This window comes from Mycoplasma miroungigenitalium (assembly GCF_013008635.1).
Taxonomy (GTDB): Bacteria; Bacillota_I; Bacilli_A; order Mycoplasmatales; family Metamycoplasmataceae; genus Mycoplasmopsis; species Mycoplasmopsis miroungigenitalium.
Window position 1 is genome coordinate 530875 of sequence record NZ_CP053096.1, and the last position, 17575, is coordinate 548449.

Genomic DNA, 17575 nt, shown 5'->3' on the forward strand with positions numbered 1-17575 from the left:
ATTTCTCCTTAAAATTTAACAATTAGTTTTTGAAAAGTATCGAATACTCCATCATTTTTCTTTATTTTTCGAGTCGTAAGTTTTAATGGTTTAAAAAACAGCAACACTTCTTCCCTGAATTTTGTAAGTGAGTAAGCTTTATAAGAAAACTCAAGGCAAAAACGCTTATATTCATTATATTTTTCAACAACTGTTTTATTGATAAATGACTGACCTTCTCTTATTTCATCATCGGTATAAAGCGGGTCATTTAATATAAACACATTGACGTTGTTATTTGAATCTGCGTAATCAATAAGCAACTTATTAATAGCGTCGCTTTTAGTAAATTTACCGCTTTCAGTTAAGTTTTTAAGTGCGTCAATTGCTAATAAGAATAATGAGTTAGCATTTACTGGCGTAAGTAATTTCTCTTTAATTTTAGGGTCTAAATTACCACGTTCTTGCGTAAATTCGTTATCGAACGGTACGATGATAAAACGTCTAAAAAATCCATTTGACTTATCTTGAGTTGCTGGTAATTTATTAGTCGCAAATATCAACTTAGCTTTATTTTTGAATGCGAAGCGGTCTTTACCTTTAAATTCAGCACTTACATAATCACCAGTCACAAGCTTTTTAAAAGTTGATGGTTCAGAGATGTAATCAGTTGAAATGTCAGCACCGATGTTAACCATTTTGTCTAAAAGTGCACTTGTTGCGAAGCGTCTGCCTAACTCTTCAAAACCTAAATAACTCACGTTTTTAGTTCCAAAAAAATAACTTAATAAGTCAAAAAATGTACTCTTACCATTTGACGCTGTTTGACCATATAACAATAGACTTTTTTGGAAATTTGTATGTGAAGTCATTGAGTAACCAATAAATTCTAACAGCAACTGAACGTGTCTTAAGTTACCACTACAAATATCGCTTAAAAAGTTTTTAACAGTCTTAAGTTTTTGTTCTGTCTTATATCTAGGGTCGTAAGTAACATTGATTTTGTTAATAACAAACAAGTTTGAGTCTACTGGGATGCGACGGAAGCGAGATAAGTCATAATAACAATTTTGTAATGCGACTACATTTGGCTCGATATCTTTCATCGGTATTTTTGGACTGATTTTAATTTGATTTAATATCTCTTTAATATTTAAAAGTTTAGTCTTTGGTATTAGTGACTTAATTACACGCATAATATCGTTATCTTGCATTAATTTATAAATCGATTCGACTTCACTATAAAAGAACAAGTTGCCACCATATCTTACAATTTTAAATTCAGCAATAATATAGTCGATAACATTGAATATTTGAAGTTTGCCGTCAGCGTCGTAGAAGCCTTGTTTTGTTTGTTCGAAAAACGTATGACTTCTCGAGAATATGCCCTCAATTTCAGCAGCATCTAATGGACTAGCAAATAATAAGGAGTTAATTACATTAATTAAGTTATAAGCCTTTTGTTTGCTTCAGTAGGCGTTTGCTAAAGTCGCAATGCGACGGAATAAGTTATCATGTCTAGAGCCTTCCAGTAATCCAACTGGGCACTCTAAATCTTGAAATGCTTGTAAACTTATTGGACTTAGTTCAGTTGGTAATTTGTCGACAGCTTTATAAAATCTTATTCAATCTCTGAATTTTCCGTCTTTTTTAATAACAACATAAGCATTGCGACCACTTGCTTTGATATCAGCTCTAATTCCGACTGGTAAAACAATATTGACGTAATTTTTAATGTCGGCCGACTTTTTAAATCAGAAGTGATAGCCTCGAGTTGTCTTCATAACATTACACTGTCAACCGTAGTAATCTATAACTTCTAAAAGCTTTTCGCCAGCCGATGCGTTGTCTTTACTGTCGACGTCGATAACTACTCACTCGTCCTCTAAATACAGACCTAAATTATTCTCACTAACGACGTCCTCAAGTCTGCTTCGGTCGGTCGCGTCTTTAAATGATTTGACGGGTTGCTTGTCGCTATTTACAACTATAAAACTTGAATTTTCTAAAAAGTTATTAAATGCTTTTTTATCGATGTGTTTTTCCATTTTAACTCCTTATTTTTTTGAAAAATAGCAAACTTTGCAAACTTCTAACTCGTCGTCATAAATAGTTCGAACGACTAACTCATTCTCTAATGAGGTTCCACAAAGAGCGCAGTCATAACTTTCGCCTGGGTATAACACTTGCATTTTTTCACCGGTTTGCGGACTGTTTTCAAACATACGGATTCGCTCTCAAGCGAGCTGTTCATAATAATCTAAATCCAAGTCTAATGTTTTAACATCTAGCCCTAAAACTTTGTGATTATAGATAGTGCTATGCTCTGAACTTAAAGCTACTTTGTCTTTTTTTCATTCCCCATTTTCTTTTTGAAATGCTTTAAATACTGGATTGCCGTGTTTTGTGTAAAAGATTCGAAATACTTTATGGTCGTCAATTATTTGGTTGTTTGTAATTACGTGAGTGTATGCTCCTTTTATGTCGAATATAAACTGAAAACACACAGCATCGCTTTCTGCATCAATTGTTTGACGAGGCGGTATTTTATTAACAAAGTAGTGATAGACAGCTTTATCTAGAACAGTCAAGTTATTGTTAGCACTACCTCTTACTGTATTAAATTCGGGATTGTGATATTGTTGCTTTCAGTATTTGACCATTGAACCTTTAGTTTTATTTCGGTCGGGGTTTTTTGAGTCGACTAAAATGTAATTATTAACGTCTTTTTGGTATAACATATCAAAGCAATCAGTTTCTAAAGTCATCAAGGTTATTTTTTCTCAAGCTGACGCTATTTTTTCAGCTTTTAAGCGTTGAGCTTCAGTCTCATATGCATACATTACACCATCGGTATTAACTTGTAAAATTTCAACGTGTTCACTTAATTTAACAGATAAAAAGAACATTATTAACTCGCCAGTTAAACACACAGCCATTCTTTGTCGAGGGTCTCATAAGTCGTTAAACTTGTACTCCATCGCACCAAAAGGTCTAACAACTAACTCTTTCAAATAATTTGACTTTATCATTTCCTTTGCTTTTTTAGCTTCTTTACGCTCGGCGATGAATTTCATAATTAACTTACTCATATTCTTACTAGCTCGAGAGCCGTAATTGTAAAGTCCGATTAAATGTGGGTAGTTATTCACAATATCTTTGTTGACTATGTTGACAGGAGCGTCTATTATTATATTTTTGGCCGCATGAAGTCCACCTGATTTAAACGAATAAGTTAGTCCTTTGTGTTCTATATTGAAGTCAACTTGATTACGTTGATAATGCTCGTGAAATTCAGTATAAAAGGTCATATTTTCAAGTTTTTTAATTAGTCATAAATATTGAGGTAATGCTCGTTGATATAGTTGTCTGACGTTGTCGGGAGCTTTGTAGTCATAACTTTTATAACGAGGCACCAAAGTTTTATCAGCTTCAAAAATTCGAGCAGTGATTTGAGCCATTGTCTTTGATAACATCCGACTTTCAAGTCTATTGTCGACAATCATTTGCTGTTTAATAACAAACTGGTCAATAAACTTAATAAACAAATATAGAGTTGACTTTACGTCACTAATGCAATAATTAACAACTCCGTCAATTTGCTCTTGAGTTAGGTCACTTGTATAGCTAAAATGCACTGGACTTTCGACAATACTAAGGCCTAAAAAACCTTGATATTTCTTTAGTCCGATTCGACCTGTTCCCAACATTTGCATTAAGTCAAAACTAAAAAACGGCAATTTTGGAGCTAGTTTCAGTTTTTCAAATTCTCAAGGTTTTGCTCGTTTATTGATAATTCAGTCGTTTAGTTCATAACCAGAATTTCCAGCAATCAATTCTCGTAAGATGAAATCGTCATAATTCACGTTATTGTAACCACCAACAAATTTACCTTTTAGTTTATTAAGCACAAATTCACGAAGTTTTAAATATTCACCTTTTTTAAAGACTTTAACGTCTCTAGTTTTAGCGTTTATGAATACAACACACCAGAATTTTTTAAATATTTCAATGTCGTAAATTCACGTGTCAAGTGGTAAGTTATTAACTTTTTCAAGGTTTGAATTTGTGCTCATATTTACTCCTTAATTTTTTGCTTTAATTATTAATCTGGGGAATTTTTGAACGCCATTCACAAATGCTCTTTTGTTGTGTTTTTTATCGTCGCAAATGCACTCAGATATGCAACATAATAATTCTCATTTTTCATTGAAATTATCATTGACTAAAGCTGAAATTGGTACACCATAAAGTTGGTTTTTACCATAGATTTCGACAGCTAGATTTAAGTCATTGAAACGATCTATATTGATAATATCTGGGTAAAAGTCAAAAGTCGAAAATGAGATATCATTTTTTTTCACACGCTTGCTTTTTAAAATTGATTTTAAACTAGTTATTCAAATACAGTTCGGTCCGCCTTTTACAACTTTTCCTAATTTCTCCCTTGTACTCCGAGCATCAACAAATACAGGCTTAACTGAAGTGTGACCTAAGAATCAATGTTTGTTTTTATAGTTTGTTAAAAATTTAAAACTTTTTATGATTGTCTGAGGCGCTATTATCAAAAAGTCAAGTTTTAAGTCTGTTAACACGTTTAAAAAGAGACGCAATTTGGAGAAGGGAGGGTTAGTAATTACTAAGTCGCTTTTTAAAAATTCAGGATGTAATTTAGGGTCGTTGAAATCTCCATCACTCTCAACGCTATATTCAATATAAGCATCTAAGTTATTATCGTCTCCACCTTTATATTCATAAAATTTAGCATTTTTTAACTCGCCGAAAGTTAAACATGTCGCTCTCAAAGACTTTAATCCAAGACGTTCAAAATTTTTATGAAAATAAACTCAAAACTGTGAATGTTTTAAACCTTCAACTAAGCCATCAAATAAGTCGAGTGGGTCGCATGGTAATAAAATACTCCGACCTCTAAAAGCGTCTTGTTTAGCTCAAAACTCCATTTCATTTTCGATTGGTTCAATGGTTGTATAAAACTCATCGTTTGCTTTTCTTTTTGCGTTTGTTAAAACAGTATGACCTTTTTGCTTTTTATTTTCAACTTCAAACTCTTTAATTAGTTCAGTTAATGTAATTACTTTTTTATTATTGATATTTTCAACCATTAAATTAAGTCGTCAAAACTAATTGATTCTGATTGTGTTTGTGCTTTAGTTATGTTTGGTTCAGCTGTGTCTAATTCAGTAACTCATTGATGTTTTTTAGTTTGTTTTACTGGTTCAACGCTTGCTTTATTAATCTTGTTAATATCTGTAATAGGACTTATTTCGCGATTTATGAACGCACGTCCATTTTCGTTCACTTTTTCGCTTCTTGAGATTTTTAAGTTGACCATTACGTCTCTTAAATCTAACAACGCAAGTACTAACTCTCTCTGGTTTGAAAATTGTAAATTGTGAGCTTCAAGCAATTCATAAAGAACTGATAAGTCCCATTTTCTTTTCTTTGCGTTTTTGTAATCTTCGTCGACAAAAAGCGTCTTAACTGTCGTTTTTCCGAATTCGCTCCCTGGGGTTACAATTTCTAAATTAATGTCGATAACGTCGACTTTGTGAAGTGGATGAATTGTAATCGCAGCATTTGTAATCTTTGCTACATAGTTACCATCTGCAATTGGTTGAGTTGAGCTTTCACTAGCTTCTAGAGCTCTTTGCTCTCATGTTTTTGAAAAATTTATTGCCATATTAAATGACCTCGCTTTCTTGATTTGTAATTGATTTTACGGTTTTGAATCTTAGCCCGCTAAAGCCTGAAACCGGCACTGAGCTAGAGTATTCGCTTGAAGGTTGTAAGTTAACAACACCTTCGGGTTTTTCGATTTTATAAACAAATGCAGTCGCATTGAAGCGGTCTAAAGTTTTAGCTTCATAATCGAAATTGATTAGTCATCAATTGTTTGTTTCTTCATCGTGATAAATTTGATATTTACACACCATTTATTCATTTCTCCTTTCATTTAAATAATGTTTGAAAAGTTCAATACTGTAATCTTTATGTTGTTTTAAGCACTCATAGACATGAGTCTCAATTGTATTTTTGTTGTGAAAAAAGTAATAATTTACGCATTTTGATTGTCCGATTCTATGTACTCTTTTAAGGCTTTGTCTAAACATTTCACCGGAGTTTGGCGGCGAGTAATAAATCTGATTAAATACCTTAAACTGTAAGCCATCAACACCTCTCGCACCAGATGCATAATGAATTAATACAATAAAACGTTCGACGCAATTAAGCACCTTTTCCAAGTCATTATGTTTACCGTTAATTTCAAAGACGTTAATGTCTAAACTTTTACACAATTCTTTAATGTAATAAGCTTCGGCTCGATAGTTATAAAATAGCGTAAAGTTGTAAGTGCTTGATTCTATTAAGTCTTTTAAACGGTCAAGTTTGCCGTTATCAATAAGTTGAAATTGTCCCGAATCGTCTTTAATTACACCGCTTGCCAGTTGTCTTAATCCGTGATATTGTTTAATAATTGAGTCGCTTGTAAAATTGAAGTTTGAAGTAATCAAAGAGTTACCCTTTTCGACTTTTTTATAATAACTACTGGGTTGCGTTTCAACTTGAAACGTTCTTTTTTTCGGTAATTCTTGAACTTCTTCTGTCTTTAAAAAATAAGCTTTTTTATACAATATTTGCATTAACTCATCTGTGTTTTTGTAACCGTTGATGCTTTTAAAACTTCCATGTTGTCCATAGCTTGTTTCAACTTTACAAAACGACCGCTCAAAATCTCAATAACTAAAACCGTCAACAAAACTTTGCAATATTTTCATCTGAGGTCATAAATTTACATAACCAGTCGAAATCGGGTCGCCACTTAAAAGCAATAATTTCTTAATATATTTACTTCGTGAAAGTAATCTAAGCGTCCGCTTTGAACTTTTGTTCTTAAGTGCTTGTGACTCATCTATTATTAAGTTGAAGTCTGAAGTCATTAACTCTTTATCGCTTCCTAATGCGTTCGTTAATTTCCCGTAACTAATAACGTAGACAAGTCCCCTTTGCTTATCGAAGTCTTTAAATTCTTTAAGTGATTTTACTTTATCGACAACTTTGACGTTTTCAATTCCAACGTCTATTAATTCATTTTTTCAGTCGCTTAGTTTAATACTGTCGCACACAATCACGCTGTTAATTTTTGAATCTTGTTGGGACTTAATCACATTAAGCAGTCAAGTGCACGCACATAATGTTTTACCCAACCCCATATCAAGTGCTAACAAGAACCGGTCGTGACTAAGCGCTTTAGCGACTGCTTGTTTTTGATATTCATAAAGTTGTTTAGTCATTTTTACCTTTTTCTTTTATTTTTAATAATTCGCGGAAATATTTGCGTTGAACGCTCCCGTAATGTTTCAAAACTTTAGTGTTGTTATTTTTAATTTGTTCGAGTACATAGTCAGCATTATTAAAGTCGACAAAGAGCCAAATAACATGCTCGCCAAAGCGTTCAGCTTGTAATAATTGCGTACATGTAGGTCGGTTTTTAAATAAGTCATATTTTAGTTCTAACGCATATGAATTGAAGTCGTGAAACACTAATAAGTCGGCCATTCCTTTAATTTGAAAGCGTCCACCCGCTATTTTGAAATATTCAATATTATTGCGTTTAAACTCTTTTTTGAGTTTTTGCTCGAGTTGTTTTTCTTTAGCCATTAAAACTCAACGCACTCCAAACCTTGACTTTTTAATCTTTTCCCGAATGTGTCACTTTGTTTTAGTTTTTCGAACTCGCTAGGCGATGTATGAAGTCATACAACTTGCTCTTTGATATCTCGACCAATTCTTTCTTCAATATAATTAACTAACTTAATTGCTTGCTCGTTATTGAAGTGACCAAAGTCTGACGTTTGCACTTGTGTTTTAAAGTCAATGACAGGCATATTTGCTAAGTGGTTACTTTCAATCATAAATAATGTCGTTTTTTGTAAGATATAGTCGTCAAGTTGCTCGGGGTTGAAACTCCCACAATCAGTGATATAAAGCACTCCAGTATCTGTCTCTGTGTTAAAGATTTGATATCCATTATTTCCAAGAGAATTATGTAAAACTTTTAAAACTTTAATAATTAATGGAGAATTTGCTAGACTGACTACTTTGTCGCTTTGCGGGTCAATAATGTCGACTCTATGGGAGTTAGATTTTAATGCCGGTGTCTGCTTTTTTAACTCATTTCAAGCACCTGAACTAATTACACATTTAGCACTCAGACAATAATCCAGAAACGACTTCAAATATTTAGAATGGTCAATATGTTCGTGACTAATAAAGATGTAATCACACCTTTGAAATGCTACTCTATTAGAATCTTGTTTATTTCTAAGCACGTTAATCCCAGCGTCTAACACTATTGAAGTGCTAAAAATATCATCGAAAGTTATTAAATAACAATTGCCTTTTGAACTCGAACCATAACTAAATAGCTTACTCATTTGTCACCTTTGCAACTAACACTTGTCTTTGCCCTAATAACTCAGTTAATTTAGTGCTATTATCATTATCAACACGTTCGAAGTTATCAATTAAAACAAACGTCTCAATATCACTAAGTCTTTGAAATAACTTATTAAATGCTAGGGCTATTTCTAACTTTTTAACAGTGTTTAAATTTTTATACTCGACATCGTCAAGCGTCTTAATTAACATAAACTCTTCACCGCTTGTTTTTGTGATTAAGTCGATTTTAATTTTTAGGTCACTATTAGCAAACATATCATTAACGCCTTTGCTAAACTTTCTAACCACTTCATTTTCTGCTTTTGCGATTCTAACCAGTTGCTCGTCTAATTCTGCTATTCTTGATTTAATAACTGCTTCATCAATTTGATATTGCTTAATAATTAAGTGAGTTGCTTGTTTTAATTCTTTGCTAATTTTTGGTTTTAACTCTAGATCAAAGACATAGCTATTTTCTAAACTTTGCATTAATTGCTTAATTTCAGCCTTAATTTCTTTTTTGAGTTCAGTCGTATCTTTCCCACTGTCGATAATTTCTTGAACTTCAGTTGAGTTTTTGCCACCTAGTCTTGCTTGAGTTTTTAGTAAGAAATTTATAAACAAATTGCGTTGAGTTGAACCTTCGAGTTCCATAAAATAATCGGGGTTTGTTAAAAGTGAAAAATATTCTCACATTCCATTAAATAACTCATTCATTAAAACTTTATAATCACCAACTTTTAATTTTCTAGGCGCTAAATTGTTGCGAATGCTCATTCATGCATTCTTATTGAAGCTAATTGTTTGATAGTTGACTTCATTACCTAGGTCAATTTCTAAAACTAGTGCTAAATTTGAGTCATCAGCTTGAGTTGCTAATTTGTTCGATAAGTCTTTTTTATTATTTAATAAATACGTTAATGCATTTAATTTTGTCGTTTTGCCAGTCCCGTTTTTTCCATTTGCGTATGCATTATCAACACTAAAATTTCTTAAGTCTTGAAAGTAATTAGTTAATGCTTTAAACTTTTCAACGCTTACATCCACTATTTTTATTTTTCTCATTTTTACTCCTTTATAATTAAATTAAGATGATAAATTGAACTACTCCTTATAACTCGACTGAATGAATTAAACTGCGTGATGAACACCTTAATAACCAACCTTATTGCGTTAAATGTTCAACCACATTAAGACTTCAAGTCGACCATATAATTCCACACAACAATCGAATTGACTTATTTCTCGACCATAATAACTTACAAACTTTATGCATTTCGCATCACGCTGAAAAGACTAATCAGTTGCGGTTTTTGAGGGATTATAAAGTCAAAGATTATTCGATTAATATCAAATTAGGTCAACATCGAGGTATTAGTTTAAATCAAGTTAAATATCTCAAAGAGCAAGCTAGTCAATATATGCGTCATGCTAATTCATATGACTTTTATGTAATTGAAACCTCACTTAACTTTTCAACCGCTCAAAATTTGATTAACTTGCTTTGTGAGTTTTTTAAAAGAGTTAATTTTATGAGTTTTAATATATTTATCAGCGATGGCGATAAGTTTAATATTCGCCAGTTTTTTAAAGATTCAGTTTTAAATTAATTTATTGACGTGAAAGTCGTAATCAGCATAAAGCTCGCTTTCAAGTTTGCTAAAGTCGCTAAAGGCGTGCACTATTGTTAAGTTATCAGCGTTAATAATGTCTAATGGGTTTAAGTTTTGTAAAGCTTTAAGCTCTTTATTTATTTGACGTATTCTATTTAATGTTTTTGCTTGAGTTTTTTCAATTAATAGCAAACTTTGCTTTTCACAAGCGTACATCGCGTATGGATGAGAATAATATTTTTTTACAAAATCTCAAAAAGTCATGATATTGTTATCCTTTTAAAACTCTTTTAATTATTGTATGTAAGTCAATTAAACTTCTAGCTATTATTTCACCGCTAAATTTATTATATTTAGACACTAGTTCGTTATTACATTTCTTGTGAATATCATCAAGATGTTCGCCGGCCATTTGCATTCAGCTAACTAAGTCTAGCAATCCTGTGCTTCAGTCTGAATCAGTACCTTTAAGTTTGTCTGAGTTAAATAACTTAGGTTTGTTGATTTTAAGTCATTGTGAAGTCGCAGATCCAAACTCTTCATCTAAAATTTCATATTGATTAATTATTAAGTTAATGCTATCAACTATATATTTAAAATTTTTTTGCGTTAGTTTCATTTTATCTCCTGTTTTAAGTTAACAGAGGCCAAAAATGTGTATATAATATTATAACTATGTATGATAAATCTAAAAAGAAACCTATTATTATCTTTGTCGGCCCTAGTGGTGTAGGCAAAGGTACAATTGAACAAATTTTATTTACAAAAGAGGAGTTAAAACTTAAATTATCTGTATCCGCAACGACAAGAAGTCCTCGTGTTGGGGAAATTGACGGTTTACATTATTTCTTTATTTCAAAGGAAGATTTCAAATCTAAAATAGAAAAAAACGAATTATTGGAATATAGCTTTCATTTTGACAACTATTATGGTACTTTGTGCAGTGAAATAGATCGTATACATAATGAAAATAAAGTTCCTTTTCTAGAAATCGAAACATATGGAGCCAAACAAATTCTTCAAAATCAAGAAAATGTGGAAAAATATAACATAATCACAGTCTTTATATTACCGCCTTCTTTTGATGATTTAAAATACAGAATTATTGGCAGAAATACCGAAACTCAAGATGATATTGACAAGCGACTTAAAAAAGCACAGGAAGAACTGGCTGATAAGGATATTTTTAAATATAATGTTGTCAATGATGACCCAATCAGAGCAGCTGAAGAAATTGAAAAACTACTAATGAAAGAGTTGTATGAATAATTTTGGCGAATTAAGTGTTGTTGGAAATGTCCGGTCAGAAAATCAAGACAAGACTGGGATATTTTTTAAAAATGACTGTGGAATGTTGATTCTGTGTGATGGTATGGGAGGGCATTTTGGTGGAGCATTTGCTTCTAATATAACAATAAATGTTTTCAACGAGAATTTTCAAAAATCTGTTCCTTTAGAAAAAAATGATATTACTTCTTATGCTGAGTGATTTAAGTCATGTGTTGAACTAGCTAGAAGCGAGATGAAAAAATTGGGCGAAAATGACGAAGCTAAGTTAGATATGGGAACAACGCTTACCGCAGCAATATTCAGTACTAAATTTAATTTTTTATATATTTTTAATATTGGTGACTCGAGAACATGAGTTTTGACTAAGTCAGGTGACTTGAAACAAATTACTATTGATCATAACTTAATGAATCGTTTAATACGCGAAGAAGGTTTAAGCGAATTGCAGGCTAAAAGAACTAGATTTAGTACCGCACTAACTTCAGCATTAGGGCCACAAAAGAAAACAAAGATTGAAATCTTTGATTTATCTCAAGAAATGGACCGAGTTTATGGCATTTTGTGTACAAGTGATGGTGTACACAATTTCATAGAAAAACCAGCAATAGAATTGACACTTAAAGAGGAAGAAAATGCTTTTAAAGCTGTTCAGTCTATTGTACAAACCGCATTAGAAAATCGCTCTACTGACAACGCGTCGGCAGTTTACGCAGTAATTGCACAAAACTCGGAATGGAGATAAAATGACCCCAGGAAAAGATAGTCATGTTTATACAAAATATAAAATTTTAGCTGCTATAGGTAGTGGCGGTTTTAGTGATGTGTTTAAAGTTGAATCTTTAGAAAAACCAGGCGAAATATACGCATTAAAATATTTTGTAATCAAAAAAGATAGCGATGTTGATACCACAACAAAAAGATTCAAACAAGAAATAGCACTTTACAAATCAATCAACTCTTCGAGAATAGCTAAATATATTGATTCATATGCTGATGACAATGAGCAATATTTAGTTATGGAATACATTGATGGCGATAGTTTAAAAACCAATATTTCCAAAGGTGGTAAACTGATTTCTAAAACCGCCGTTAATTACGCAATGCAAATAGCAGAAGGAATTGGAGAAATTCACAGTTGCAACATAATTCATAGAGACATTAAGAGCAATAACGTTATGATAACTCGCGATAGAAATGTTAAAATAATTGATTTTGGTTTAGCACTGGGCGAGGATAGTCAAAGATTCACTCAAGATTCTAAAGTTATAGGTTCAGTATATTATATGGCTCCCGAATTATGTATGTCAGACAATAAACCGACAATTCAATCAGATATTTATGCACTTGGAATCTTATTATATGAAATGCTAACTGGTTCTTATCCTTTTAGGGGCGCTGATGCCAGCGAAACATTGCGTAAACAAAAACACTCTCAAATTCCTGATATTACTAAAATTGTTGATGTTCCTCAGTCATTAGCTAATATTATTATCAAAGCAACCGCTAAAGATCCTAACAAAAGATACGCGACAATGTGAAGTATGCGCGAGGATTTAAAAACAAGTATACATCCAGACAGATTTTACGAAAAACCTCTTGATGTTAAGAAAATTTCACCCAAACGCACTGCTCAAGATATCATTAACTCAAAAACGTTTTTGATTACATCGATATCAGTTATCACGCTTTTAATTATTGTTGGAATTATTTTATTAGTTGTGCTAATTTAAGAAAAGAGGTTATATTGCAAGGAAAAATTTATTCTTTAACTGGAGGTAGATATCACATTAAAGATACACAAGGTCAGATGCATTTTTTACCCGCAGCTGGAGTTTTTAGACACAAAAATATTGATCCTATTGTCGGTGATATAGTTGAATTCGAACCAGAAGGATATATTACTGCTGTTCACGAACGCAAAAATTCTTTTATAAGACCTAAAGTTGCTAATATTGACGCAATAATTGTTGTTATGTCGGTTGTTGAACCAACATTTCAACCGTATTTGGTTGATAAATATCTTGCTTTCATTGAAGCAAATGATATTGAACCAATTATTTTTGTTACAAAGATTGACTTAGCATTAAGCGAGTGAAAAACAACTTATAAATCGATGGGATACACAATTTATGAGATTGATTATAGAAGTCCAAGTTGACTTGATGATGTTAAAACTATTTTTAAAGACCGTGTTATTTCATTAATGGGTCAATCAGGTGTTGGTAAAACCACTTTTATTAATGCTATAGCTGGCACAAATTTTGAAACTCAAGAAATCTCAAAATTTGCCAATCGTGGCAAGCACACTACTCGTGTTGTTCAAATTATTGATACATTAGGTGGGCAGTTAATTGACACGCCTGGGTTTTCAAGTTTTGATACGAATTTAACAAAACTACAGTTAGCTCAGTCATTTAAGCAGTTTAAAAACCTTGGAAAAATGTGTAAATTTAAATCTTGTTTGCACTTGAATGAACCTGATAATTATTGCAATATAAAAATAAATGTAAAACAAGGAGTTATTCCTGAGTTTAGATATAATAATTACCTAAAAATGTTGAAAGAGGCGAAAGATGAATAAAAAATATGTAACACCTTCATTACTTAATGTAGACGAAGGAAAAAGAGCAGAAATGGCTCAATTATTAATAAACCAAGGTATTGAATGAATTCACTACGATGTAATGGATGCAAAATTTGTGCCTAATAAAGCAATTGAATTAGAAGAAATTGTTGAAATAAAAAAAACTTCTTCAAAACACTTTATGGATGCACATTTAATGGTTGTAAATCCTTTGGAATATCTAGATTCATACAAAAATGTAGTTGACATAATTACTATTCACTACGAAGCAATTAAACCGGCTGAATTACTTGATTTTCTAAAACAAAAACATCATGACTATCGTATTGGTTTGGCTATCAAACCAAACACAACAGTGACTGAAATTGAACAATTTTTACCTTATGTAGCTTTAGTTTTAGTAATGTCTGTTGAACCAGGAGCAGGGGGACAAAAATTTATGCCTTCCGCTTTAGACAAAATTGCAAGTTTAAAACAATTAAGAATCAAAAATCAATACGAATATTTAATTCAAGTTGACGGCGGAATAAATGATACTACTGGTCCACTAGCATTTAAAGCTGGAGCTGATGCTTGTGTAGCGGGTACATTCGTTGTCAAAAACCCAACAAAAGAAACAATAAATTCTATTCTTAAATAAACGCAATATTTGCGTTTTTTTTAATCCGGAAACTAAAGAATAATCAATAAATCAGTAAAAAACAATCGTCTTTAATACGATTGTTTAATTATAAACCTAATTCATTATCAGTAGGAATATCTAAAGCCGAACCCACATATGAAAATATTTCAGGGCTTTGTTTTATATATTCACCATTTAATATTTTCTGCACACTTTTGACAGTATCTGCTAATTTAACAAATTGTCCTTTTGATTTAGTGAAATGTTCAGTCATGAAAAAGTTTTGGGTAAAAAAGTTTTCTAGTTGTAATGCTTTTTTGACAATAATTTTGTTTTGTTCGTCCAATTCATCAAAACCAAGAATTAAAATTACATCTTCAAGGTCTTTATAAGTTTTCAAAATTCTTTTGGTTTCAATAATTGCGTTTAGATGTTCTTTGCCAATAATTGCTTCATTTACTGAATTTGATTGACTTGCTAGCGGATCAAAAGCGGGAAATATGTTTTTGGCTGTTTGAGTTCTAGATAAAACTAAATTACCATCTAAATGATTGAATACGGCTACAGCTGAAGGATCAGATAAATCATCCATAGGTAAAAACATTGTTTGGAATGATGTTATAGCTCCATTTTGATTTTTGAACATACGGTGTTCTATATTTGCAACATCACTTTCTAATGTTGACTGGTAACCACCAACTGATGGTTTTTTTCCTAATGAAGAACTAACTTCATTTTCTGCTTGAATAAACCGATATATATTGTCGATAAAGAGTAATACATCTTCTTGTTCCTGATCACGTAGATACTCAGCTGCTGTAATTCCAATTGGAACAATTGACATTCTAGCCCCGGGCGCTTCATTCATTTTTGAAATATACATAATAGAATTCTTTAATAAATTTGATTCGTTTAGTTCATTATAAAGTTCAATTCCTTCACGGCTTCTTTCTCCTGAACCAATAAAAATGTTGCTAGTTTGTTTGCTATTATTATTGACGTTGAATATAATTTCCTTCATCAACACAGTTTTTCCAACACCGGCGCCACCAAAAATTCCTATTTTATAACCTTTCACAATCGGGATAAAAAAGTCTATTGCTTTAATTCCAGTTTCAATAATTTCAATTTTGGTATCAATAAATTTATCTTTACTGATTGTTGAATTCATTTCAACATATTTTAAATCATTGACATTATTTAATAATGGTTTTCCTTCAAAAGAATAAATATTATTTTTTGATTTTTGGCCAACTGGTACCATAAAACTTTTATTTGTATTATGAACTTCATCATCCAAAGAAATGGGTTGTGAAGTGTAAATAACTATTGCTTTAACAGTTGTATCATTTACAACTCTTTTAACAAGCAGAAAGGTTTTTGAATCATGCATTGTCAAAAGAGTATTTACCTTTGGCAATTCATTAGTTTTAAAGACTACTTCAATCACATCGGAGCTAAATTTTGTTATTTTTCCTGTCATTATTTATCCCCCAATTCTTTTGCTATATTTTCTAAAAATTGTTTATCAAACGCAATAAATTTGTATTCTGTTTTTATATTTCAACCTAGATTTAAATAGTCAGAATATTGTTTTAGCGCATAAGCAAAGTAATTTTTGGTTGTATTATCATCATAGTTAGTACCTTTTGATATTAACAAAAAGGTTTCTCTAGCTTCTTTATTTGTGTCGATTAATTTATTAAGAAAATTCATGGCTGTTTGTTCGTTTTTTACACCTTTAAATAAGCCTCATGAAATTATTTTAGATGTAAGCAAAATAAAGCGATCAGAATACAAAGAAAAACCTTTTTGAGTGAACATCTTTTCAATCATTTTCCCTTTCGATAAAAGCAAAGAGGTTTCGGCATTAAATTCATAATCAAGAGTTGCTAATTTTAAGTGACGTTTATATTGTCTATAAATTTTTCCAATTGCACCAGCTACTTTGGTAATTGTGTGGTTTTGGACACTAGAACCAGTTCTTGAAACAGATAAATCAATATTGATTGCTGGTAATTTCCCTGCAGCGAACATGTCAGCACTGGTTACAATTTGACCATCAGTGATTGAAATAATATTTGAAGATATTAATGACGTGATATCACCATCAATAGTTTGTAGTATTGGAAGAGCGGTAATAGTTTTTCTGCCAATAAAATTACCTGATCTTTCTAATAATTGTGAGTGAGCAAAGAACATATCTCCAGGCATTGCTTCCTTACCAACTGGTGCATCTGAAAGTAAAGCCATTTCTCTGAATACATTTGCGTGTTTTGTCAAGTCGTCAAATACAATCAAAACATCATCCGTCAAAGAAAGATTTTCTGCGTGAGCCATTCCAATGTATGGAGCTAAAAATTGGTCATATGTTGAGGTTGCAAAAGCGTCGATTATTATTGTGTTTTTTAGCGCATTGTATTGCTCTAAAGTTGAATAAATCGCAGCAATATTTTCTCTTTTTTGTCCTATAGCTACATAAATACACTTAACATTTTTGTTTGCTTGATTGATTATGGTGTTCAAAGCAATGTGGGTTTTTCCTGTTTGTCTATCCCCAATTATTAATTCACGTTGGCCTTTACCAATCGGAATTAATAAATCAATTGCGTTGATACCTGTATAAAGTTGTTCATTAAGTGTTTTTACACTCATTAAGTCATGCGCCAATTTGAATACTTGACTTGAATGTTGTGTGGCGTAAAATGACGGACATGGTAGCGCTTCAGGCGCAATAATATTACCTGCAACATCAATAATCTTACCAAAATAAACTGAATCGGTTGTTACATTAAAATTTGAATCAACCAATTCTAATTCATCACCAATGGTAAGTTCGTGTTCTTGGTCATTAGATAGCAACATAGCTTTATTAATTTGTGCATTAATAAGTAACAATTTAATGTGTGGTTTGGATTTAATTTTAAACATTTGTTTTTGTGAGTAATTAAATTCTCCTGTAACCTCAACCATGTAATCAAATATTGAACTTATAGTTGGATTTTTAATAGTTTTTGTCTTTTGCAT

The 17575-nt window shown here is 31.8% G+C and carries 19 protein-coding genes; 6 read left to right on the forward strand and 13 right to left on the reverse strand.

Going from position 1 to position 17575, the window contains the following annotated elements:
• Positions 1-8: 8 nt before the first annotated feature.
• The 9 genes from HLA87_RS02530 to HLA87_RS02570 are packed head-to-tail and all read right to left on the reverse strand — an operon-like array spanning position 9 to position 9504.
• The gene (locus tag HLA87_RS02530) at positions 9-2027 is read right to left on the reverse strand and encodes a phage/plasmid primase, P4 family (RefSeq protein ID WP_171111619.1); all 2019 of its coding nucleotides are present in this window, start codon (positions 2025-2027) and stop codon (positions 9-11) included.
• Positions 2028-2036: 9 nt separating this feature from the next.
• Positions 2037-4055 (reverse strand): hypothetical protein, encoded by a 2019-nt coding sequence (locus HLA87_RS02535; RefSeq protein ID WP_171111621.1) that lies wholly within the window; start codon positions 4053-4055, stop codon positions 2037-2039.
• 9 nt (positions 4056-4064) lie between these two features.
• Positions 4065-5102 (reverse strand): adenine-specific methyltransferase EcoRI family protein, encoded by a 1038-nt coding sequence (locus HLA87_RS02540; protein ID WP_171111623.1) that lies wholly within the window; start codon positions 5100-5102, stop codon positions 4065-4067.
• Positions 5102-5680 carry a hypothetical protein gene (locus HLA87_RS02545; RefSeq protein ID WP_171111625.1) on the reverse strand — a complete coding sequence of 193 codons (579 nt, stop codon included), beginning with the start codon at positions 5678-5680 and terminating at the stop codon, positions 5102-5104. Before HLA87_RS02545 ends, HLA87_RS02540 begins: the two co-directional genes overlap by 1 nt.
• 1 nt (position 5681) lies before the next feature.
• Positions 5682-5933 carry a hypothetical protein gene (locus HLA87_RS02550; RefSeq protein ID WP_171111627.1) on the reverse strand — a complete coding sequence of 84 codons (252 nt, stop codon included), beginning with the start codon at positions 5931-5933 and terminating at the stop codon, positions 5682-5684.
• Positions 5934-7292, reverse strand: a complete 1359-nt coding sequence (locus HLA87_RS02555) for an SNF2-related protein (protein WP_171111629.1) — start codon at positions 7290-7292, stop codon at positions 5934-5936.
• The gene (locus HLA87_RS02560) at positions 7285-7659 is read right to left on the reverse strand and encodes a hypothetical protein (RefSeq protein ID WP_171111631.1); all 375 of its coding nucleotides are present in this window, start codon (positions 7657-7659) and stop codon (positions 7285-7287) included. The genes HLA87_RS02555 and HLA87_RS02560 overlap by 8 nt, the downstream gene beginning before the upstream one ends.
• The gene (locus tag HLA87_RS02565; RefSeq protein ID WP_171111634.1) at positions 7659-8435 is read right to left on the reverse strand and encodes an MBL fold metallo-hydrolase; all 777 of its coding nucleotides are present in this window, start codon (positions 8433-8435) and stop codon (positions 7659-7661) included. Before HLA87_RS02565 ends, HLA87_RS02560 begins: the two co-directional genes overlap by 1 nt.
• Complete coding sequence (locus HLA87_RS02570) at positions 8428-9504, reverse strand: hypothetical protein (protein WP_171111636.1); 1077 nt, start codon at positions 9502-9504, stop codon at positions 8428-8430. The genes HLA87_RS02565 and HLA87_RS02570 overlap by 8 nt, the downstream gene beginning before the upstream one ends.
• A gap of 26 nt (positions 9505-9530) precedes the next feature.
• Here HLA87_RS02570 and HLA87_RS03570 point away from each other — a divergent pair, with 26 nt between their 5' ends.
• Positions 9531-10049: an HNH endonuclease gene (locus HLA87_RS03570; protein WP_212752326.1), complete on the forward strand. Its 519-nt coding sequence runs from the start codon at positions 9531-9533 to the stop codon at positions 10047-10049.
• On the opposite strand, the gene HLA87_RS02580 is transcribed toward HLA87_RS03570, so the two are convergent.
• Both HLA87_RS02580 and HLA87_RS02585 read right to left on the reverse strand, forming a co-directional pair.
• Positions 10041-10316, reverse strand: a complete 276-nt coding sequence (locus HLA87_RS02580; protein WP_171111638.1) for a hypothetical protein — start codon at positions 10314-10316, stop codon at positions 10041-10043. The genes HLA87_RS03570 and HLA87_RS02580 overlap by 9 nt on opposite strands.
• Positions 10317-10323: 7 nt before the next feature.
• Positions 10324-10671 carry a hypothetical protein gene (locus HLA87_RS02585; RefSeq protein WP_171111640.1) on the reverse strand — a complete coding sequence of 116 codons (348 nt, stop codon included), beginning with the start codon at positions 10669-10671 and terminating at the stop codon, positions 10324-10326.
• Between the two features lie 56 nt (positions 10672-10727).
• On the opposite strand from HLA87_RS02585, the gene gmk reads away from it, so the two are divergent.
• Genes gmk through HLA87_RS02610 form a run of 5 tightly spaced genes read left to right on the forward strand, consistent with a single transcriptional unit; the run spans position 10728 to position 14566 of the window.
• Entirely contained in the window at positions 10728-11321 is a 594-nt protein-coding gene (gene gmk / locus HLA87_RS02590) for a guanylate kinase (protein WP_171111643.1), read from the forward strand.
• On the forward strand, positions 11314-12084 hold the full coding sequence (locus tag HLA87_RS02595; RefSeq protein ID WP_171111645.1) for a PP2C family protein-serine/threonine phosphatase: 771 nt from the start codon (positions 11314-11316) through the stop codon (positions 12082-12084). Before gmk ends, HLA87_RS02595 begins: the two co-directional genes overlap by 8 nt.
• A 1-nt stretch (position 12085) precedes the next feature.
• Positions 12086-13072 carry a serine/threonine-protein kinase gene (locus HLA87_RS02600; protein WP_171111647.1) on the forward strand — a complete coding sequence of 329 codons (987 nt, stop codon included), beginning with the start codon at positions 12086-12088 and terminating at the stop codon, positions 13070-13072.
• A 14-nt stretch (positions 13073-13086) separates the two neighbouring features.
• Entirely contained in the window at positions 13087-13923 is an 837-nt protein-coding gene (rsgA, locus tag HLA87_RS02605) for a ribosome small subunit-dependent GTPase A (protein ID WP_171111649.1), read from the forward strand.
• Complete coding sequence (locus HLA87_RS02610) at positions 13916-14566, forward strand: ribulose-phosphate 3-epimerase (protein ID WP_171111651.1); 651 nt, start codon at positions 13916-13918, stop codon at positions 14564-14566. The genes rsgA and HLA87_RS02610 overlap by 8 nt, the downstream gene beginning before the upstream one ends.
• Before the next feature lie 88 nt (positions 14567-14654).
• Here HLA87_RS02610 and HLA87_RS02615 read toward each other — a convergent pair whose 3' ends face one another.
• Entirely contained in the window at positions 14655-16031 is a 1377-nt protein-coding gene (locus HLA87_RS02615; protein ID WP_171111653.1) for an MSC_0618 family F1-like ATPase beta subunit, read from the reverse strand.
• Positions 16031-17575, reverse strand: coding sequence for an MSC_0619 family F1-like ATPase alpha subunit (locus HLA87_RS02620; protein WP_171111655.1), 1545 nt, complete (start codon positions 17573-17575; stop codon positions 16031-16033). Before HLA87_RS02620 ends, HLA87_RS02615 begins: the two co-directional genes overlap by 1 nt.